Annotated in this window: 16 protein-coding genes; 9 read left to right on the top strand and 7 right to left on the bottom strand. The window is 73.8% G+C overall.

Going from position 1 to position 18,755, the window contains the following annotated elements; genetic code table 11:
- Positions 1 to 2 precede the first annotated feature (2 nt).
- On the top strand, positions 3 to 1,199 hold the full coding sequence (locus ACZ47G_RS09285; protein ID WP_465740892.1) for an ABC transporter ATP-binding protein: 1,197 nt from the start codon (positions 3 to 5) through the stop codon (positions 1,197 to 1,199).
- A 168-nt stretch (positions 1,200 to 1,367) separates the two neighbouring features.
- Complete coding sequence (locus ACZ47G_RS09280; protein ID WP_465740806.1) at positions 1,368 to 2,417, top strand: ABC transporter ATP-binding protein; 1,050 nt, start codon at positions 1,368 to 1,370, stop codon at positions 2,415 to 2,417.
- A 9-nt stretch (positions 2,418 to 2,426) separates the two neighbouring features.
- Here the strand turns inward: ACZ47G_RS09280 and ACZ47G_RS09275 are convergent, their stop codons facing one another.
- The 5 genes from ACZ47G_RS09275 to ACZ47G_RS09255 all read right to left on the bottom strand — a co-directional run bounded on the left by ACZ47G_RS09275 (position 2,427) and on the right by ACZ47G_RS09255 (position 8,837).
- The gene (locus tag ACZ47G_RS09275) at positions 2,427 to 4,148 is read right to left on the bottom strand and encodes an ABC transporter family substrate-binding protein (RefSeq protein ID WP_465740805.1); all 1,722 of its coding nucleotides are present in this window, start codon (positions 4,146 to 4,148) and stop codon (positions 2,427 to 2,429) included.
- A gap of 178 nt (positions 4,149 to 4,326) precedes the next feature.
- The gene (locus ACZ47G_RS09270; protein WP_465740804.1) at positions 4,327 to 6,759 is read right to left on the bottom strand and encodes a peptidoglycan binding domain-containing protein; all 2,433 of its coding nucleotides are present in this window, start codon (positions 6,757 to 6,759) and stop codon (positions 4,327 to 4,329) included.
- Positions 6,760 to 6,998: 239 nt separating this feature from the next.
- Positions 6,999 to 7,457: a DUF6113 family protein gene (locus ACZ47G_RS09265; RefSeq protein ID WP_465740803.1), complete on the bottom strand. Its 459-nt coding sequence runs from the start codon at positions 7,455 to 7,457 to the stop codon at positions 6,999 to 7,001.
- The gene (mshB, locus tag ACZ47G_RS09260) at positions 7,454 to 8,383 is read right to left on the bottom strand and encodes an N-acetyl-1-D-myo-inositol-2-amino-2-deoxy-alpha-D-glucopyranoside deacetylase (RefSeq protein ID WP_465740802.1); all 930 of its coding nucleotides are present in this window, start codon (positions 8,381 to 8,383) and stop codon (positions 7,454 to 7,456) included. Before mshB ends, ACZ47G_RS09265 begins: the two co-directional genes overlap by 4 nt.
- A gap of 259 nt (positions 8,384 to 8,642) precedes the next feature.
- Positions 8,643 to 8,837 carry a DUF2304 family protein gene (locus ACZ47G_RS09255; protein WP_030062563.1) on the bottom strand — a complete coding sequence of 65 codons (195 nt, stop codon included), beginning with the start codon at positions 8,835 to 8,837 and terminating at the stop codon, positions 8,643 to 8,645.
- 311 nt (positions 8,838 to 9,148) lie between these two features.
- Here ACZ47G_RS09255 and ACZ47G_RS09250 point away from each other — a divergent pair, with 311 nt between their 5' ends.
- From ACZ47G_RS09250 to ACZ47G_RS09230, 5 genes are all read left to right on the top strand, one after another.
- The gene (locus ACZ47G_RS09250) at positions 9,149 to 11,302 is read left to right on the top strand and encodes a S9 family peptidase (RefSeq protein ID WP_465740801.1); all 2,154 of its coding nucleotides are present in this window, start codon (positions 9,149 to 9,151) and stop codon (positions 11,300 to 11,302) included.
- A 180-nt stretch (positions 11,303 to 11,482) separates the two neighbouring features.
- Positions 11,483 to 12,445 (top strand): ABC transporter ATP-binding protein, encoded by a 963-nt coding sequence (locus tag ACZ47G_RS09245; protein WP_465740800.1) that lies wholly within the window; start codon positions 11,483 to 11,485, stop codon positions 12,443 to 12,445.
- Complete coding sequence (locus tag ACZ47G_RS09240; protein ID WP_465740799.1) at positions 12,442 to 13,164, top strand: ABC transporter permease; 723 nt, start codon at positions 12,442 to 12,444, stop codon at positions 13,162 to 13,164. The genes ACZ47G_RS09245 and ACZ47G_RS09240 overlap by 4 nt, the downstream gene beginning before the upstream one ends.
- A gap of 8 nt (positions 13,165 to 13,172) precedes the next feature.
- Positions 13,173 to 14,423, top strand: a complete 1,251-nt coding sequence (locus ACZ47G_RS09235) for a sensor histidine kinase (RefSeq protein ID WP_465740798.1) — start codon at positions 13,173 to 13,175, stop codon at positions 14,421 to 14,423.
- Between the two features lie 106 nt (positions 14,424 to 14,529).
- Positions 14,530 to 15,159, top strand: a complete 630-nt coding sequence (locus tag ACZ47G_RS09230; RefSeq protein ID WP_380457878.1) for a response regulator transcription factor — start codon at positions 14,530 to 14,532, stop codon at positions 15,157 to 15,159.
- Positions 15,160 to 15,176: 17 nt separating this feature from the next.
- On the opposite strand, the gene ACZ47G_RS09225 is transcribed toward ACZ47G_RS09230, so the two are convergent.
- Positions 15,177 to 16,085, bottom strand: a complete 909-nt coding sequence (locus ACZ47G_RS09225; protein ID WP_465740797.1) for a SirB1 family protein — start codon at positions 16,083 to 16,085, stop codon at positions 15,177 to 15,179.
- Positions 16,086 to 16,116: 31 nt separating this feature from the next.
- Positions 16,117 to 17,118 carry a GNAT family N-acetyltransferase gene (locus ACZ47G_RS09220; protein ID WP_465740796.1) on the bottom strand — a complete coding sequence of 334 codons (1,002 nt, stop codon included), beginning with the start codon at positions 17,116 to 17,118 and terminating at the stop codon, positions 16,117 to 16,119.
- A gap of 133 nt (positions 17,119 to 17,251) precedes the next feature.
- Here ACZ47G_RS09220 and fdxA point away from each other — a divergent pair, with 133 nt between their 5' ends.
- Complete coding sequence (gene fdxA, locus ACZ47G_RS09215) at positions 17,252 to 17,578, top strand: ferredoxin (RefSeq protein ID WP_030287402.1); 327 nt, start codon at positions 17,252 to 17,254, stop codon at positions 17,576 to 17,578.
- A 20-nt stretch (positions 17,579 to 17,598) separates the two neighbouring features.
- Complete coding sequence (dapC, locus tag ACZ47G_RS09210) at positions 17,599 to 18,747, top strand: succinyldiaminopimelate transaminase (protein WP_380457872.1); 1,149 nt, start codon at positions 17,599 to 17,601, stop codon at positions 18,745 to 18,747.
- Positions 18,748 to 18,755 lie beyond the last annotated feature (8 nt).

Below are 18,755 nucleotides of genomic sequence, written 5' to 3'. Positions count from 1 at the left end.
CGATGGGCGCGGTGCTACCGGAGGAGGTCGCCTTCGGCCAGCCGGTGCCGCGCGGCGAGCCGATCCTGGAGGTGCGGGACCTGGTCAAGCACTTCCCGCTGACCAGGGGCGTGCTGTTCAGGAAGCAGATCGGCGCGGTCAAGGCGGTGGACGGGGTCAGCTTCGACCTGATGCAGGGCGAGACGCTCGGCGTCGTCGGCGAGTCCGGGTGCGGGAAGTCCACCCTGGCCAAGGTGCTGATGAACCTGGAACCGGCCACCGGAGGGTCTGTCCGCTACAAGGGGGAGGAGATCTCCCGGCTGTCCGGATCCGCGCTGAAGGCCGTCCGGCGCAACATCCAGATGGTGTTCCAGGACCCGTACACCTCGCTGAACCCGCGCATGACGGTCGGCGACATCATCGGTGAGCCCTTCGAGATCCACCCCGAGGTGGCGCCCAGGGGCGACCGCCGCAAGGCCGTCCAGGACCTGCTGGACGTGGTCGGGCTCAACCCCGAGTACATCAACCGGTACCCGCACCAGTTCTCCGGTGGTCAGCGCCAGCGCATCGGCATCGCACGGGGGTTGGCGCTCAAGCCGGAGATCATCATCTGCGACGAGCCGGTCTCGGCCCTGGACGTGTCGGTGCAGGCGCAGGTGATCAACCTGCTGGAGCAGCTGCAGGGCGAGTTCAACCTGTCGTACATGTTCATCGCCCACGACCTCTCCATCGTCCGGCACATCTCGGACCGGGTGGGGGTGATGTACCTGGGGAAGATGGTCGAGATCGGCAGCGACACCGAGATCTACGACCACGCGACCCACCCGTACACCCAGGCGCTGCTCTCGGCGGTGCCGGTGCCGGACCCGACGGCGCGCGAGTCCCGGGACCGGATCGTGCTCACCGGGGACGTGCCCTCGCCGGCCAACCCGCCCTCGGGGTGCCGGTTCCGCACCCGGTGCTGGAAGGCGCAGGAGCGGTGCGCGGTGGAGGTCCCGCTGCTGGCCGCGCCGGGCTGGCTGTCGGGGGCGGCGCGGCACGACTCGGCTTGTCACTTCGCTGCGGAGCGCGAGATTGGGCAGAGCGCGGCGGAGCGCGAGATTGGGCAGAGCGCGGCGGAGCGCGAGATCGGGCAGAGTGCTGCGGAGCGCGATGGTGTTGCGGAGCGCGAGATCGGGCAGGGCGCGGCGGAGAAGGGTGACGGGCAGGGCCCCGGCTGACGGTGTGCCGGATCGGCTGCCGCCCCCAGGGCGCGTCCTCGCGACGAGGGCGCGCCCTTCGCCGTGATGGAACCGAGATCTGCCACAGGCTCCCCAAGTGGCCGCGCTTCCTTGATAGTTGCTCTGCGCCTGTCGATGGTCGCTGCTGCGCTGAGGAGGGCTGCCCACATGGACGCGGTGGAGGTGACCGGCGGCGGACGGGAGAACCTGGTGCCCGGGACGCCGTTGCTGGAGGTCGAGGACCTGCACGTCGAGTTCCACACCCAGGACGGCGTGGCCAAGGCCGTCAACGGGGTGAGCTACTCGGTGTCGGCGGGGGAGACGCTGGCGGTGCTGGGCGAGTCCGGCTCGGGCAAGTCGGTGACCGCGCAGGCGATCATGGGCATCCTGGACATGCCGCCCGCGAAGATCACCTCGGGGCGGATCCTGTTCCGGGGCGAGGACCTGCTGACCATGAGCCCCAGGCTCCGGCGGACGGTCCGGGGCCGGCAGATCGCGATGATCTTCCAGGACGCGCTGTCCGCGCTCAATCCGGTGCTCAGCGTGGGCTACCAGCTCGGCGAGATGTACCGGGTGCACCAGGGGCTGTCGCGCGCCGAGGCGAAGACGAAGGCCGTCGAGCTGATGGACCGGGTGCGCATCCCGGCGGCCAGGCAGCGGGTCGGCGACTACCCGCACCAGTTCTCGGGCGGGATGCGCCAGCGCATCATGATCGCCATGGCGCTCTCCCTGGAGCCCGACCTGATCATCGCGGACGAGCCCACCACGGCCCTGGACGTGACGGTGCAGGCCCAGGTGATGGACCTGCTGGCGGAGCTGCAGGCCGAGTTCAACATGGGTCTGATCCTGATCACCCACGACCTGGGCGTGGTCGCCGACGTGGCCGACAAGATCGCGGTGATGTACGCGGGCCGGATCGTCGAGACGGCGCCGGTGCACGACCTGTACGCGCGGCCCGCCCACCCGTACACCAAGGGCCTGCTGGCATCCATCCCGCGGCTGGACCAGAAGGGCCAGGACCTGCACGCCATCAAGGGCCTGCCGCCCAGCCTGCTGCGGGTCCCCGAGGGCTGCGCCTTCAACCCCCGCTGCGACCGGGTGCGGGACCGCTGCCTGACCGAACTCCCGCCGCTGGTACCGGTGGCGACCGAGGAGGGGGCCGAGCTGCCGGGCCGCCGCAGCGCCTGCCACTACTGGCGGGAGACCCTGCACGGCTGAGGGCCGGCGCTACTTGGTGAAGCCGACGTTCTCCCAGACGATGTCGGACAGGCCCTGGGCGCCGAGGTTGGCGAGGTCGGCGCGGGCGCCGTACAGCTGGGGGCGCTGGTAGAGCGGCAGCACGCCGGCCACCTTCCAGAGCTCGCCGTCGGCCTGGTTGATCGCCTCGGAGGCGGTGCCGGCGTCGGTGGCGCCGGCCGCCCGGTCGAGGGCGGTGTCCACGGCGGCGCTGCCCGCGCCGGCCCGGTTGCCGGCGCTGTTCTGGGCGTAGCTGGCACGGCTGCCGCTGGCCGGGAACGGGGTGCCGAGCAGCGCGTAGACGGCGATGTCGAAGTCGTCGCGGTTGACGTACTTGTCGAAGAAGTCGTTGGGCGCCGCGGTCACCGGGGTGACCTTGATCCCGACGTCCTTGAGCATCTTGGAGAGGGACGTCGTCTCGTTCTGGGCGACGGCGACCCCGGTCGGGACGACCATCCGCAGGTTCAGCTCGTGGCCGTCCTTCTTCCGTACGTCGCCGTCGAGCTTCCAGCCCGCCGAGTCCAGCTTGCGGGCGGCCTCGGCCGGGTCGAAGCGGGACAGGCCCAGGGAGTTGTCGCGGTAGCCGTTCTGGTTGGCGACCAGCAGGTGGTTGTTGAGCGGGACGGCGGGCCAGTCCAGGCCGTTGAGGTCGGTGCGGATCAGGGCGTCCCGGTTGATCGCCTGGAAGACGGCCTGGCGGACGGTCGGGTCGGTGAGCAGCGGGCTGCGGGCGTTCAGGGTGAGCTGGCGGAAGTCCGGCCCGCCGGCCCGGCGGACGGCCGCGCCCTTGGTGTTCCTGATGACCTGGTAGCCGGCCAGGTCGGGGCCGTTGTCGAGGAGGTCGATCTCGCCCTTGGCGAAGGCGGTGCGCATCGCGTCGGGCAGCATGGCGTGGAAGACGATCCGGTCCAGCACGGGCTTGTCGCCCCACCAGGTCGGGTCGGCGACCAGGGTGACGGTCTGCGCGGCCGGGTCCAGGCGCTCGACCTTGAACGGGCCGGCGGTGAGCGGGATGGCGTCCAGGTAGGCCGAGTTGAAGAGGTCCGGGGTGGCGACCTTGCTCGCGGGCAGCAGCGGGGCGTTGGCGGCGCTGTTGAACATCGACTGCCACTCGGAGAACGGCCGGTCGAAGGTCATCACGGCCTGGAAGTCGTCCTTGCCCCGCTCGACCGAGGTGACCTGCTCGAAGCCGGAGGTGCTGGAGGGCCGGTAGGCCGGGTCCTTGCCGTTCAGGGCACGCCAGTTGGCCTCGATGTCGCGCCAGGTGATCGGGGTGCCGTCGGACCAGTGGGCCTTCGGGTTGAGCGTCCAGGTGACCACCTGGCGGCCGTCCCTGATCTCGGCGTGGGCCTCCTGGAGGTAGGCCGGGTTGACGGTCTGGGTGCCGGCCGCGTCCGAGCGGAAGAAGGTCGGCAGCAGCGGCTTGCTGACCGCGACGGTCGAGGACACCGTGCCGTCGGTCTGGATCGGCGACCACTGGTGGGAGAACTGGGCGATCGCCAGGTTCAGGGTGCCGCCCGGGCGGAGCTGGGCGCGGTCGTGGGCGTTGATGTCGACCGAGGTGAGCTTGGGCATCCCGGCGTTGGCGCCGGGCACCGCGTCCGCGGCGGCGCCGTCCGACCCGGACGAGCAGGAGCAGAGCGCCAGGGAGAGCGTGAGGACGGCGAGACCGGCGAGCAGTGCCGTCCGGTGGTGCTGGAGGCGGCGGCCCATCGGCGTGACTCCCGGGGTGACTGTGGCGGATGGTGTGGCGTCACATCTTGCTGACCGGGAGGGGGAGTTGTCGAGGGGCGGGACGGTGGCATCCGGTGGATGCGGTCGTCCCGCCCCTCGTTCGTGTCCGGTTCGTCGGTACCGGCGAGGACGGCGACGGCGACGGTGACGGGTGGCGTCAGGCGGCGGGGAACTTGTAGGTGCGTTCCTTGTCGCCGGTCTTGTCGAACAGCGAGCCGACGGCGTCCGCGACGTCCTGCGGGCTGATCGCGGCGCTCTGGCCGTTCTTCTTGGTCTTCACCTTGTCGAACACCCCGTTCAGCTGGGAGTTCAGCGCGTCGAGGTCCCACTTGGGCGCGATCTTGCCGGAGGCGTCCGGGGCCAGCGTGAGCACCTTGGCGGCCGTCTTGGGGCCGAAGTCCCAGGACTTGGTACCGGCCACGATGTGCACCTTGCCGCTGGTCACCTGCTTGCCGAGGCTGTCGGCGGCGGCCTGCAGGGCCTGGGTGGAGACCTTGGGCTGGGCGGCCGTGACGGCCAGCGCGATCGGCTGGTCGGGCTTGCCGGCGGCGCGGTCGCGGTAGGCCTGCTCGATGACGTCCAGGGCGGCGTTGGTGTCCACCGCCTGGCCGGCCCTGCCGGGGACCACGACCGGGTCGCCGTTGTCGGCGAACTTGACGTAGCCCTCCTGCAGCCCCTGGCCCGAGCCGGCCGCCAGCGAGTCCAGCGCGGCCTTGAGCTTGGCGCGGTCGATCCGGACCTCCGGGGCGACGGCCTTGGTGCCGCCCTGGATCGACTTGATCACGTCGACCGGGTTGTAGCTGTGCGCGGCGAGGCCGTCCACGGTGGCCGTGGTGTCGAAGCTCAGCCCGGCGACGGTCGGGTCGAGGTCGACCGACTGGTCGCCGATCTTCAGCTTCAGCGGCTGCTGCCCGGCCTTGCCGACCGAGGCGTCCAGCGCGTGGATCGCCTGGTCGCGGCCGTTGCCACCGATGTCCGTGCCGAGCACCACGGTGCCCTTGGGGACGTCGGACTGGTTGAGCATCAGGCCGGTGCCGTACGCGGCGGCGCCGAGGAAGAGCACCCCGCCGACGGCGTAGACGCCGAGCTTGACGAGCTTCTTCGCGCCACCGCGCTTGGCCTTGGCGGGGGCCGCCGGCTCGGCCTTGGCCTTGGCGGGGGCCGAGCCGGGCGCGGGAACCGGAGTGGCACCGGGGCCGGCGCCGGGACCGGGGACGGGCTGGGCGCCGGGACCGGGGACGGGCTGGGCGCCGGGACCGGCCGGAGGGCCGGGGACCGGCAGCGGGGTGACCTCGGTGACCTCCGGGTCGCGGCCGGCCTGCCGGGGCCCGCCGGGGCCGGGCTGCGGGGCCGGCTGGGGCGCGCCCGGGAAGAGCCCGCCGGGGCCCGCCGGGGTGGCGAAGGGGTCCTGGCCGGGGGCGGCCGGGCGCTGGGCGGCGAACGGGTCGGTGCCGGTCGGGGCGGAGGCGAACAGGCCCGGCTGGGGACGGCCGTCGGTGCCGCGCGGGGCGCCGTTCCGGGCGTCGTGCGGGGGCAGGCCGGGTATGGCGGCCGGCGGCGGGGTGTTCTCGCGGATCGGCGCGAAGCCGTCCACCGAGGTGTCCTCCGGGTCGGACCCGGCCTGCGGGCGACCGCCGCGCTGCGGCAGTCCGCCCTGCTGGGGCCCGTTCGGGCGGGCCCCGTTGGCCCGGGGCGGGCCCTGCGGGAGGCCGCCCTGCTGCGGCGCCTGCTGCTGCGGACGGCCGCCGCGCGGACCGCGCGCACCGGCGGCGGGGCCGGTCCGGGCGAACGGGTCGGCGACCGGCGCGAACGGGTCGACGGCCGGTGCGAAGGGGTCGGCGGCCTCGTACACGCCCGGCTCCTCGGCCGGGGTCCCGGCGCCGTACGGGGCGGCGGGGGCGGCCGGGTTGGGCGCGGAGCCCGGGTTGGGCGCCTTGCCCTGGGCGGGCACCGGACGGCCGTTCGGCCGGGCCGCACCGGTGGCCGGGGCCGGGCGGGCACCGTTCGGGGCGGCCTGCGGACGGGCCTCGGCGGCGGCGCCGGGCCCGGTCGGGGCCTGCGGCGCGCTCGGGGCGCCGGCCGGCACGGCGGCCGGGGCGGGCTCGGCGGTCGGGGTCTTCTTCTGCCGCGGCCGGAACCAGGCGCCGGTGGACTCGGACTCCGAGGTCGCCGGCGGGATCGGCGGGATCTGCCACTCCGGCGGCAGGTTCGGCGGGGTGGCCGGGTGGCCACCGCCGTCCATCACGCCGAGGACGGGCGAGGCGGGTGCGGAGCGGTGCCGCGGGCCGCCGGGCTCGGCCGGCTCGGCCGGGCCCTCGTCGGTCCGGGCGGTCTCGTTCTTGACGGCGCTGCGGACGACGACCGGTGGGATCGGGCGCGAGCCGGGGATGTTGATCCGGACCCGGGTGGTCAGGGTGGTCTCGGTCTTCGGACCGTCGTCCTCGCCGCCCGACCCGGTGTCGGCGCCGACCGCGGCCCGGTCGCCGCCGGGGAGGCCCGGGGTGCCGTAGGGCGGCGTGCCCGACGGGTAGGCGTCCGGGCCCGTGCGCCGGGGCGTCGGGTTGGCGTTGTCAGATTCGCGGCTGCTCAATGCTGCTCTGCTCCGGGTTCGCGGGCGGGCCGTGCGGCGCGACCGCGGTTCGTGGTCGCCGGGCCTGGGGCAAACGGCGGTCGGGTACGACGTACTGCGGGACCACCATACTGGGAAGAACTGAGCGGTGAACGGCTTCGGACAGATCCTGATACGTCCGGTTCCTCCGGTATGAGAGTACGGGGGAGTGGTCCTGACTGCGCGTTGTGCGCGCCACCGTACGCGGCCGACCGCCGGGATCAGCGAGGGGGGTTGGGCACCCCGGGGAACCAGCTGGTGCGGGTCGGCAGGGTGGCGCAGATCACGCCCAGGATCGAGCCGACGAACAGCCAGGCCAGCGAGGTGGCGTTGGGCCAGAGCACGTTGTCGCCCTCCGGCCGGGGCACCATCAGCAGCAGCATCGCCAGGAACCAGCCGGCCGCGGGCATCGCGGCGCCCAGCCGGGTGCCGGTGACCCGCAGGCCCGCGTAGAAGGTCGCGGCGGTGGCGGCGAGCGCCAGCAGAACCCCCACGGGCGGCCACAGGGCCTGCACAAAGGATCCGCACACCGACACCGCGACGCCCAGTGGGAAGAACAGGACATACGCCGCGATCCGGGCGGCGCGCGGGGGTTGGGGCTCGGCCAGCCGTTCGTCGCGGGTGCCGAGGACAGCCACCGCGATCGATCGGCTCTTCGGCTTGGCGGCGGGTGCGGTCATCGGGCGTTCCCCTCGCTGGGAGTCGGGTCGGTGCCCGGGGCCGCGGAGTCGCCCTCCAGGCCCGCGAACAGGTCGCGTTCGGGCCGTTCCGCACCGGCCCGCCCGCGCACCAACTGGTAGTACTCGGTGGCGAACAGCGGCTGGCCGAGGTGGTTGGAGAGCGCGAAGGAGGCGCCGGCCACGGTGATCTGGGTGGCGTGCGCGGCCATCGCCGCGGCCTTCCGCCCGGCGTAACCGGTGCCGTCCAGCACGGTGGTGACCACCTCGTCGGCCACCACCCCGGGGATGTCGGTGGGTTGGGCGACGCCCGGGAAGGACGCCTCGGCGGCGGTCGCGGCGAGCCCGGCGTCGAGCACCGAGCCGGGCATCCGGTTCCAGTACACCTTGGCGATCCGCCAGGGGGCGCCGAGCTCGGGGCGGTGCGCCGGATCGGCGGCCAGCTCGTGGGCGCGCATCGCGACCCGGTGCGCCTGGATGTGGTCCGGGTGCCCGTAGCCGCCGTTGTCGTCGTACGTGACCAGCACCTGCGGGCGCACCTCGCGGATCACCGCGACCAGGTGGCCGGCCGCCTCGTCCACGTCGGCCCGCCAGAAGCAGCCGGGGGCGTCGTTGTCGGGCACGCCCATCATCCCGGAGTCGCGGTAGCGCCCCGGGCCGCCGAGGAAGCGGAAATCGGTGACGCCGAGGGCGCGCATCGCCTCGGTCAGCTCGCCGATCCGGTGCGCGCCGAGGGTGTCGTCCCGATCGGCCGTCAGGTGGGCCAGCGCGGGCGGGATCACCTCGCCGCCCTCGCCGAGGGTGCAGGTCACCAGGGTCACCCGGGCGCCCTCGGCGGCGTACCTGGCCATGGTGGCGCCGTTGCCGATCGACTCGTCGTCGGGGTGGGCGTGCACCAGGAGGAGGCGGCGGCCGGTAGTCGCGGTCATGGGAGGAAGCCTAGGGCCTGTCTTCAAACTCCCGTCGTCCGCCCGGAGGGCGGGCGGGGCGGCGTTGGGGTGCGTGCATCGCAAGGCGGAGGTGGGGGCACCTCCCGGCCGGAGGCTGGGGGCGGAGCCCGATGCAGCGCATCGGCGACCGACGACAACGCGGCGAGGTGCGTGCACCGGCGTCGCCCCGCAGACGGGAGATTGAAGACAGGCCCAGGGGCCTGCCGGCGGCAGGCCCCTGTCCACCGGCCGGAAGGGGTCAGAGCTTCAGGCCGTTGATCATTCCGGCGAGGTTGCTGGTGACCTGGCTGATCGAGGGTGCGATCGAGCTGGAGGCCAGGTAGAAGCCGAGCAGCGCGCAGACGATGGCGTGCGCCAGCTTGAGGCCGGAGCGGCGGATCAGCACCACCACGATGACGAGCATCAGCACGGCTGCGGAGATGTTCATGGCCATGTGGGCTCATACCCCTTCTCGGGCGCCGCCCCCTGGGGAGGGCGGCGGTGGGACCGTACGGGAACCGGGGTGGGGTGACCGGGGCCCGGGACGGGGCCGACGATCACTCGCCTGACCAGTCATACCCGATGAGTAAGGGGAGCATTACATTCAGTGAGTCCGCGCGCGCCGGGGCACGGGGGCACTGGTGGGGCGCATGGGCCGGTCGGAGGGGGTGTGGGCCCCTTCGGGGCGTACCCGGGGGTGATGCTCCGAACGAGTGATCGTCAGTCACCCGGTTGTGGGAGTCGGCCGTCGTAGGGTCTGGTGCCATGACCTCCCACACCCCTGCGGACACCTTCCCCCGGCAGTACGCGCGGACCCTGCGCTACACCGTCGGCGCCCCCCGCTCCTTCTCCGTCGCCCCGGACGGCTCGCGGGTCGTCTTCCTGCGCTCGCGATCCGGTAGCGACCGGGCCAACCTGCTCTGGACCCTCGACACCGCCACCGGCGAGGAGCGGATCGCCGCCGACCCGGCCGTGCTGCTCGGCGGCGGCGAGGAGGACCTCTCGCCGGCCGAGAAGGCCCGCCGCGAGCGCAGCCGGGAGGGCTCGGCCGGCATCGTCGGCTACGCCCTGGACGCGGCCGGCGCCCGGGCCGCCTTCGCGCTGTCCGGCCGGCTGTTCACCGCCGACCTCGCCACCGGCGGCACCGCCGAACTGCCCGCCGTGGGCCCGCTGCTGGACCCGCGGCTGTCCCCGGACGGCACCCACGTCGCCTACGCCAACACGGCCGGCGAACTGCGGCTGACCCGCACCGACGGCGGCGGCGACCGGGCCCTCGCCGAGCCGGACGGCCCGAACGTCACCTGGGGCCAGGCCGAGTTCATCGCCCAGGAGGAGATCGACCGCGACCGCGGCTTCTGGTGGTCCCCCGACGGCGAGCGGCTGCTGGCCGAGCGGGCCGACGACAGCCCGGTGCGCCGCTGGTGGATCGCCGACCCGGCCAACCCGGACCGCGAGCCCGCCGAGGTCGCCTACCCGGCGGCCGGCACCGCCAACGCCGAGGTCGGGCTCTGGGTGCTCGACCTGCACGGCGGGCGCACCGAGGTGGTCTGGGACCACGAGGCCTTCCCGTACCTGGCCCGGGTGCACTGGTCCGACGGCGGCGTGCCGCTGCTGCTGGTCCAGTCCCGCGACCAGCGCAGCCAGCGGGTGCTCGGCCTGGACGTGGCCACCGGCGCCACCGAGGTGCTGTTCGAGGAGCAGGACGAGGCCTGGCTGGAGGCCTTCCCGGGGGTGCCCGCGTGGACCCCGGACGGCAAGCTGGTCCGGATCTCCGACCAGGACGGCGTGCGCGCCCTGGTGGTCGGCGACCAGGCCGTCACCGGCGCCGACCTGCACGTCCGCTCGGTCGTCGCGGTCACCGAGCGGGAGGTGTTCTTCAGCGCCGCCGGCGGCGCCGGGGAGACCGACCCCGAGCCCGGCTGGATCGCCGTCGGCCGGATCAGCCACGACGGCAAGCAGCTGGCCTGGGAGTCCGCCAACGGCCGCCCGTTCACCTCCGTCACCAGCGCGGTGCACGCCGGCGGGATCACCGTCCGGGCCACCGCCGAGCCCGACCTGCCCGGCACCCTGGTGCAGGTCGCCCGGGACCTCCCGGAGGGCGTGGTGGTCGACGACGTCGCCACCGTCACCTCGTACGCCGAGACCCCGGTCCTCACCGCCCGCCCGGTCTTCCGCTTCGCCGGGGAGCGCCGCATCCCGGCCGCCGTCTTCCTGCCCACCGGCTACGACCGCGAGCGGGACGGCCTGCTGCCCGTCCTGATGGACCCGTACGGCGGCCCGCACGGCCAGCGCGTCGTCCAGGCGCACAACCCCCACCTCAACTCCCAGTGGTTCGCCGACCAGGGCTTCGCGGTGGTCGTCGCCGACGGCCGCGGCACCCCCGGGCGCGGGCCGGCCTGGGAGAAGTCCATCGCCTTCGACTTCGCCGGGGCCACTCTGGACGACCAGGTGGACGCGCTCCGGGCGCTCGCCGGGGAGTTCCCGCTGGACCTCGACCGGGTGGCGATCCGCGGCTGGTCGTACGGCGGCTACCTCGCCGCGCTCGCCGTGCTGCGCCGCCCCGACGTGTTCCACGCGGCGGTGGCCGGGGCGCCGGTGACCGACTGGGAGCTGTACGACACCCACTACACCGAGCGCTACCTGGGCCACCCGGCCGAGCGGCCCGAGGTGTACGGGGCGAACTCGCTGACCGGGTACGCGGCCGGGCTGGAGCGCCCGCTGATGATCATCCACGGCCTGGCCGACGACAACGTGGTGGCCGCCCACACCCTGCGGCTCTCCTCGGCGCTGCTCGCCGCCGGGCGCCCGCACACCGTGCTGCCGCTCTCCGGTGTCACCCACATGACCCCGCAGGAGGAGGTCGCGGAGAACCTGCTGCTGCTCCAGGTCGACTTCGTGAAGCGCTCGCTGGGGCTGTAACACCCCTGACCAGCCGATCCGGCGGCCGGTACCCGTGGACGGGGTGCCGGCCGCCGGCATGACATCCGTCATACCGAAGGCACGACGGCCGACACTGCCGCCGGCCCCGGCCCGAGCGGGACCCTGAGGTGGTGCGGACAGCACCGCACGCGACACCACCAGGGAAGAGGAGCCGGGCGAATGGTTACCGAGGTGGCCGCCTTCCGCGGCGTCGGCAAGAGCTACGGGCGGGTGCGCGCCGTGGACGGACTGGACCTCGTGCTGCGGCCGGGCGAGACCGTCGCCCTGCTCGGCCCGAACGGTGCCGGCAAGTCCACCAGCCTGGACCTGCTGCTCGGCCTGCGGGAGCCCGACCAGGGCAGCGTCACGCTGTTCGGCGGCACCCCGCGGGCGGCGATCGAGGACGGGCGGGTCGGCGCGATGCTGCAGAGCGGCGGGCTGATGACCGACGTCAAGGTCCGCGAACTGGTCGAACTCGCCTGCAAGGTGCACCCGCGCGGCCGGTCGGTCACGGAGGTGCTGACCGACGCCGGGATCACCGAGCTCGCCGAGCGCCGGGTGGACAAGCTGTCCGGGGGCCAGGAGCAGCGGGTCCGCTTCGCCCTGGCGATCGCCGGCGACAGCGACCTGATCGTGCTGGACGAGCCCACCACCGGCATGGACGTCAGCGTCCGGCAGGCGTTCTGGGCGAGCATGCGGGCCCAGGCCGACGCCGGACGCACGGTGCTGTTCGCCACCCACTACCTGGAGGAGGCCGACTCGATCGCCGACCGCGTCCTGGTGCTGCACCGGGGCCGGCTGATCGCCGACGGCAGCTCGGCGGAGATCAAGGCGCGCGCCGGAGCCCGCCGGATCGCCTTCGAGCTCCACGACGCCGACTTCGCCGCGGACGCCGCCCGCTTCGACGAGGCCGTGCTGCGCGCCCTGCCGGGCGTGCGGTCGCTGGACGTCACCGCCCGCGTCCCGGGGGTGCGGACGGTACGGATCAGGACCTCGGACGCCGACGCCAGCATGGCCGGCATCTACCGGGCGGGCCTGTACCCGCGCGGGCTGGAGGTCGCCGGGGTGGGCCTGGAGCAGGCCTTCCTGACCATCACGGGCGAGCTGGACAAGCAGGACCTGGCAGAGGAGAGCGCGCGATGACCACCCTGATCAAGCTGGAGATCCTGCGGACCCTCCGCAACCGGCGCTACCTGTTCTTCACCGTCGTCTACCCGGCGCTGATGTACGTCTTCTTCATCAACGCCTACGGCTCCGGCAACCAGGCCGGCGGCCTGCCCGTGAAGACCTACTTCATGGTCTCGATGGCCACCTTCGGCGCGGTCGGCGCGGTGCTCACCGGCAGCGCCCAGCGGATCTCGCTGGAGCGCAAGAGCGGCTGGACGCGCCAGCTGCGGCTGACCGCCCTGCCGGGCCGGGCGTACACCGTCGGCAAGATCGCGGCGACCGCGGTGACCACGCTGCCGGCGATCCTGGTGGTCTTCGCGGTCGGCGCGAGCCAGGGCGTCTCGCTGAGCGTGCCGCAGTGGATCGGGCTGGCGGCCGCGCTCTGGCTGGGCAGCTTCGTCTTCGCCGCGCTGGGCGTGGCGCTGGGCTACGCGGCGGCGCCGGACGCGGTGCAGCCGATCGTGATGATCACCTACATGGCGATGGCGCTGCTCGGCGGCACCTGGTTCCCGGTGAGCGGTTCGCTGGAGAAGTTCGCCCGGTTCAACCCGGTGTTCCTGTACAACAAGCTGGCCACCTTCACCCAGCCCGGCCACTCGCTGGACCTGGCGGCCGTCTCCGGGCTGGTCGCCTTCTTCGCGGTGTTCGTGGCCGCCGCCACGGTCCTGTACCGGCGTGACACCCGCCAGGCATGATGATCCACATGAGTGACGAGCGCCGGACCCGACGCCCCGACGAGCCGACGGAGGCGGGTCCGGCGCGCGCGTCCTTCATGAACGTCCCCGGCGCCCCGGTCGAGACCCGGCGGCAGCTGATGGTCAAGGTCGCCTGGATGCTGCTGTGGATGATCTACCTGGCCTACCCGGCGAGCGACCTGGTCAACGGCGGCCACAGCCCGGCCGGGCAGGCGCTCGGCTGGGTCTGCCTGGCGGTCTTCGTGGTCGCCTACGTGCTGCTGGTGTTCTTCCGCTCGCAGGCCGGGATGAAGCCGCGGGTCTGCCAGGTGATCGTCGGGACGATGATCGTGCTGGCGGTGGGCTCCTCGGTGGGCCTCGGCGCCGCCTTCCTGACCATGTTCATCTACGCCTCGGTGTGCCTCGCGGTCATCACCCCGCCGAACCTCGCGCTGCGCGCACTGGTCGGCATGGCCGTGCTCACCGCCGCGACGGGCGTGCTGATCCACGCCGGGAACGACAACGTCACCACCTTCGCGTTCAGCGCCTTCCTCTCCGGCGTCGCGATGACCGGCCTGCAGCGGCTGGTCGCCACCATGAAGGAGCTGCGCGAGGCCCGGGCCGCCGTCGCCCACCTGGCCGCCTCCGAGGAGCGGCTGCGGCTCGCCCGCGACCTGCACGACCTGCTCGGGCACTCGCTCTCGCTGATCACCCTGAAGAGCGAGCTGGCCGGCCGGTTCATGGACGCGGGCAAGGACGAGGCGGCCCGGGCCCAGGTCGCCGACATCGAGCAGGTCGCCCGGCAGTCGCTGATCGACGTGCGCGAGGCGGTGACCGGCTTCCGCCGCCCCACCCTGCCGGTCGAACTGGCCGCCGCCCGTACCGCGCTGGCCGCCGCGCAGGTCCGGCTGGAGGCCGCGCCGGAACTGGTGGACGCCTGGCCGTCGCTGGCCAACGAGGAGGCGGGCGCGCTGGCCTGGGCGCTGCGCGAGGCCGTCACCAACATCGTCCGGCACGGCGAGGGTGCCACCGTCTGCACCGTGACGGCGGACGAGAGCTGGGAGGGCAGCGGCGAGCGGTACGCCGTCCTGGAGATCACCGACGACGGGCGCGGGCCGGGCAAGTCCCAGCCGGGGAACGGACTCTCCGGGTTGGGGGAGCGCCTCGCCCTGGTCGGCGGGCGGCTGGAGACCGGCCCGGGACCGCGCGGCAAGGGCTTCCGGGTCCGGGCCTCGGTTCCGCTGCGCACGGTGTCGGCGCCGTCCCCGCAGGTTCCCTAGCTCTCCGGTTCCGGGGCGCGGTGGTGGCGGACGGCGGGGCGGCCGTCGAGGAGCACCCGAATATCCCCACCCGTTCCGCCGGGTGACAGGCCCTAAGGTCATGGCCATGGGTAACGCAGAGAACAGTCCCTCGATCCGCGTGCTGCTCGCCGAGGACCAGGGGATGGTCCGGGAGGCGCTGGCCGCGCTGCTCGGGCTGGAGGGGGACATCGACGTCGTCGCGCAGGTGGGCCGCGGGGACGAGGTGGTGGCGGCGGTGCTGGCGAACGACGTGCAGGTCGCCGTGCTGGACATCGAGATGCCGGGGATGACGGGCATCGAGGCGGCCGCCGAACTGCACCGCCGGTCGCCCGGGACGAAGGTGGTCATCGCGACGACCTTCGGCCGGCCCGGCTATCTGCGCCGGGCGATGGAGTCCGGCGCGGACGCCTTCCTGGTGAAGGACGCGCCCGCCTCCGAGCTGGCCGAGGCGATCCGCCGGGTGCTGCGCGGCGAGCGGGTGATCGACCCGGCGCTGGCGGCGGCCGCGCTGGCCGAGGGCGCCAACCCGCTGACCGCGCGCGAGCGGGACGTGCTGGGCGCGGCCTCGGACGGCGCGGTGAACGCGGACATCGCCAGGCGCCTGCACCTGTCGGAGGGGACGGTCCGCAACTACCTCTCGATGGCGATCCAGAAGACCGAGGCCCGCAACCGCACCGAGGCGGTCCGGATCGCCCGGGAGAAGGGCTGGCTGTAACTCCGTCGGGGTGCGGCTCAGTTGAGCCGGTGGCGGGCCGCCCGGGCCTCCTGGCGGACCTTCGCGGCGGTGTCCGGGTCGAAGGCGTCCAGGATCCGCGCGTAGTCGTCCATCTCCGCCGCGCCGCCGAGGAAGTCGCCCATCCGCACCAGGAGTTCGGCCCGCTCCAGGCGGAGCTGGGCCGGGTGCCGGGGGAGCAGCAGGGCGAGTTCGGTGGCCCACAGCTGGGTGCGGGCCTGTTCGGGCCGGTCGGCGGCCCAGACCCGGATGTTGCCGAGCACCCGCAGCACGATGTCCAGCGGCTGGGCGGGGGTGAGCAGGGCGGGGGTGAAGTCGTGCCCGGAGGCGGCGACCAGCCGTTCGACGTCGGCCGGGTCGAGCAGCCGTCCGCCGTGGAACGGGTCGGCGAGGACGTACTCCTCGCCGCCGCCCGGGCCGCCGACCGCGACGATGAAGTGGCCGGGCAGGGCGATGCCGTGGACGGTGAGCCCGGCGCGCCGGCCGACCGCCGCCCAGACCAGCGAGAGCATGATCGGCAGGCCGCGCCGCCGGCGCAGCACGTCCGGCAGCAGTGAGGACTCCAGTCGCCGGTAGTCGGACTGCCGCCCGTGGAAGCGTTCCCGCCCGCCGAGCACGGCGGCGAGCAGGGCGGCGGTCTCCTCCGGCCCGGACGGCGAGCGTTCGGCCACGGCCTGCCGGACGGCCGTCGCGTGCCGGTCGAGGGCGGCCTCGCAGGCGGCCAGCACGGTGTCCACGCCGGGCGGTTCGCCCGGATCGCCCGGGTCGAGGACGGGGTCGTGCTCGGCGGCGGCGAGCAGGCAGAGCAGCACCGGGTCGGGCTGCTCGGCGCGGGCGGCGGTCCGGAAGCGGTCTCTGCTCTGCTCGGTCACGGTGACGGCGACGGCCTTCGTACGACGGACGGACAAGCGGACATACCAGGATGGAACGGTCGGGCGGCTACTCCTGGGGAAGGAGCGCGTAGTGGTAAGTGTGACTGGTCGTGAAGCCGAGTCCGTCATAGAGCGCGATCGCGGCCTCGTTCCCGGCCTCGACCTGCAGGTACGCGCCGCTCGCGCCCTCCTCCGCCGCGCGGGCCGCGAGCACCGCCATGACCGTCGTCGCCAGCCCGGCCCGGCGGGCGTACGGCTGCACCTCGATCGCGCCGAAGCAGGCCCACGGGCCGTCGATGACGCAGCGTCCGATCGCCAGCGGCGGCTGTCCGGGGGCGCCGGGCACGGTGGCGAACCAGACCGAGGGGCCGCCGTGCAGGACGTGCCGGGCCGCCGCGCGCACCGCCGGGTCCTCGCTCAGCTTCCCGTACAGCGACAGCCAGCCGTCGTCGGCCGTCCGCGAGAGCCGCACCCGCCCGTGCCCGGTGCCGGTCCGGGCCAGCGCGGCCAGCGGGGCGGTGCGCACCGTGGTGGGGGAGCGCGGCGGGCCGAGCAGCGGCCGGAGCTCGTCGGTCGTCCCGGGAGTGACCACCTCCACCAGGGCGGGCAGTCCGCGCGCCGCGTACCAGTCCCGGACGGCGGCCAGCGCCCCGGGCAGCGGCACGCCCGGGTCGCCGAGCGCCTGGACGGAGTTGGCCCGCTGGGTGAACCCGGCCGCGGCGCGCAGCGTCCACGCGCCGAGCGCCTCCTGTTCGACCCCGGGCCAGCCGCGCCCGGCGGTCCGCTGCAGTTCGACCGGGGTGGCGGCGGGGAGCGGCGCGCGCCGGACCGGGAACGGCGGCACGACCTTGCCCGCGACCAGCAGCTTCTCCGGGAAGGTGACCGGTCCGCCGGAGCGGGGCTCGACCGTCAGCCCTTGATCGTCCCACGATGTGAGCACGCCGATCACATCGCGGAACACCGGGCGGCCGTCCACGAACTCCGAGAGGCGTCGCACGGAGACTCGAAGTCCCACGTCAGAGCGATCTATCCGGACTTCCGGACGGCTCTCCCGCTGGTCTCGGGTCATGATCCGGCCACCTCCTGTGCATTTGCCTGCTCCGACCCGCGATACTAGGGGCGGGCATCGACGACGCCGCGCTCACCGCGCACGGCAGCAGAACAGAACGGGCCGCCAGGCCCTTCCGAGGAGGAACGACAGCGTGACCTACGTCATCGCGCAGCCTTGTGTCGACGTGAAGGACAAGGCGTGCATCGAAGAGTGCCCGGTTGACTGCATCTACGAGGGCCAGCGCTCCCTCTACATCCACCCGGATGAGTGTGTCGACTGTGGCGCGTGCGAGCCGGTCTGCCCGGTCGAGGCGATCTTCTACGAGGACGACACTCCGGAGGAGTGGAAGGACTACTACAAGGCGAACGTCGAGTTCTTCGACGACCTGGGCTCGCCCGGTGGCGCCTCGAAGCTCGGCCTGATCGAGCGGGACCACCCGTTCATCGCCGCTCTGCCGCCGCAGAACGCCGACCACTGACGATCGGTGGCTACTGAGCTGTGAACACCAACAGCACGCGCGCGCCGTTCCCGGGCCACCCGGGGGCGGCGCGCCGCGTTTCCGACCGGCTCCCCGTGTTCCCCTGGGACAAGCTGGAGCCGTACAAGGCCACCGCCCTCGCCCACCCCGGCGGCCTCTGCGACTTCTCCGTGGGCACCCCCGTGGACCCCGTCCCCGAGGTGATCCAGAAGGCGCTGGCCGCGCACAGCGACACGCCCGGCTACCCGACCGTCTGGGGCCCGCTGGAGCTGCGCGAGACGATCGCCGGCTGGCTGCACCGCCGCTGCGGGGCGGAGATCGGCCCGCGGGCCGTCCTGCCGACCGTCGGCTCCAAGGAGCTGGTGGCCTCGCTGCCGACCCAGCTCGGCCTCGGCCCGGGCGACCAGGTCGCCTACCCCCGGCTGGCCTACCCGACCTACGAGGTGGGCGCACGGCTGTGCGGCGCCGAGCCGGTCGAGTACGACTCGGTGGACGAGCTGGACGGCTCCCGGGTGCGCCTGCTCTGGGTGAACTCGCCGTCCAACCCGACCGGCCGGGTGCTCGGCGCGGACGAGCTGCGCCGCGCCGTCGAGTGGGCCCGGGAGCACCGGGTGCTGCTGGTCAGCGACGAGTGCTACTTCGAGCTGGGCTGGGAGGCCGAGCCGGTCTCCGTCCTGCACCCGGACGTCTGCGGCACCGACCACGAGGGCCTGCTGGCCGTCCACTCGCTCTCCAAGCGCTCCAACCTGGCCGGCTACCGCGCCTCCTTCGTGGCGGGCGACCCGGTGGTGGTCCAGGAGCTGCTGGGGCTGCGCAAGCACGGCGGCATGATCGTGCCGGCGCCGGTCCAGGCGGCGACCGTCGCGGCGCTGACAGACGACGCGCACGTGGCCGAGCAGCGGGAGCGGTACGCGGCCCGGCGCTCGGCGCTGCGGGCGGCGCTGGAGGCCTCCGGCTTCCGGGTCGAGCACTCCGAGGCGAGCCTCTACCTGTGGGCCACCCAGGACCGTCCGTGCTGGGAGACGGTGGCCGAACTGGCCGCGCTGGGCATCCTGGTGGCGCCCGGTGACTTCTACGGGCCGGCCGGCGGCGAGTTCGTCCGGGTCGCGTTCACCGCGACCGACGAGCGGGTCGCCGCGGCCGTGGAGCGGCTGACCGCGGCACGCTGACGGTACGA

Source organism: Kitasatospora sp. NPDC030952, assembly GCF_055571335.1.
Note: the sequence above shows the minus strand (reverse complement) of the source record. Positions and strands in the feature narration are given on the sequence as shown.

Bases quoted from the DNA above. Each gene is read 5' to 3' on its own strand.
- ACZ47G_RS09285 (WP_465740892.1), top strand. From the start codon at position 3: ATGGGCGCGGTGCTACCGGAGGAGGTCGCCTTCGGCCAGCCGGTGCCG.
- ACZ47G_RS09280 (WP_465740806.1), top strand. From the start codon at position 1,368: ATGGACGCGGTGGAGGTGACCGGCGGCGGACGGGAGAACCTGGTGCCC.
- ACZ47G_RS09275 (WP_465740805.1), bottom strand. From the start codon at position 4,148: ATGGGCCGCCGCCTCCAGCACCACCGGACGGCACTGCTCGCCGGTCTC.
- ACZ47G_RS09265 (WP_465740803.1), bottom strand. From the start codon at position 7,457: ATGACCGCACCCGCCGCCAAGCCGAAGAGCCGATCGATCGCGGTGGCT.
- mshB (WP_465740802.1), bottom strand. From the start codon at position 8,383: ATGACCGCGACTACCGGCCGCCGCCTCCTCCTGGTGCACGCCCACCCC.
- ACZ47G_RS09255 (WP_030062563.1), bottom strand. From the start codon at position 8,837: ATGGCCATGAACATCTCCGCAGCCGTGCTGATGCTCGTCATCGTGGTG.
- ACZ47G_RS09250 (WP_465740801.1), top strand. From the start codon at position 9,149: ATGACCTCCCACACCCCTGCGGACACCTTCCCCCGGCAGTACGCGCGG.
- ACZ47G_RS09245 (WP_465740800.1), top strand. From the start codon at position 11,483: ATGGTTACCGAGGTGGCCGCCTTCCGCGGCGTCGGCAAGAGCTACGGG.
- ACZ47G_RS09240 (WP_465740799.1), top strand. From the start codon at position 12,442: ATGACCACCCTGATCAAGCTGGAGATCCTGCGGACCCTCCGCAACCGG.
- ACZ47G_RS09235 (WP_465740798.1), top strand. From the start codon at position 13,173: ATGAGTGACGAGCGCCGGACCCGACGCCCCGACGAGCCGACGGAGGCG.
- ACZ47G_RS09230 (WP_380457878.1), top strand. From the start codon at position 14,530: ATGGGTAACGCAGAGAACAGTCCCTCGATCCGCGTGCTGCTCGCCGAG.
- ACZ47G_RS09220 (WP_465740796.1), bottom strand. From the start codon at position 17,118: ATGACCCGAGACCAGCGGGAGAGCCGTCCGGAAGTCCGGATAGATCGC.